The 375-nt window shown below is 48.0% G+C and carries 1 rRNA gene; it reads right to left on the bottom strand.

What is annotated here, in order from left to right:
• Positions 1–375: ribosomal RNA gene (locus PQG66_RS25290) — 23S ribosomal RNA — on the bottom strand; the annotation flags it as partial.

The following is a 375-nucleotide window of genomic DNA, read 5'->3' as shown; positions in this document are numbered from 1 at the left end:
CTTTCGGCGGATCAGATTCTCACTGATCTTTTCGTTACTCATACCGGCATTCTCACTTGTATGCTCTCCAGCGCTCCTTACGGTACACCTTCAACGTACATACAACGCTCCCCTACCCCTGGATCGACTTCACTCCAGCTTCGAAGCCCTGTGTTTATCCCCTGAGAAACATTTGGTCATTCAAGATTTCAATCCTTGTCTGACAAAAATGTCCTTGTGATAAACACCGCCTCAAAGAAGCAGTGAAGTCGATCCAAGCCATAGCTTCGGTGGTGTGTTTAGCCCCGTTACATTTTCGGCGCAGAGTCACTCGACCAGTGAGCTATTACGCACTCTTTCAATGATGGCTGCTTCTAAGCCAACATCCTGGTTGTC

Source organism: Paenibacillus sp. JJ-100 (genome assembly GCF_948329825.1).
Lineage (GTDB): Bacteria > Bacillota > Bacilli > Paenibacillales > Paenibacillaceae > Paenibacillus.
This window is presented reverse-complemented; position numbering and strand designations above follow the sequence as displayed.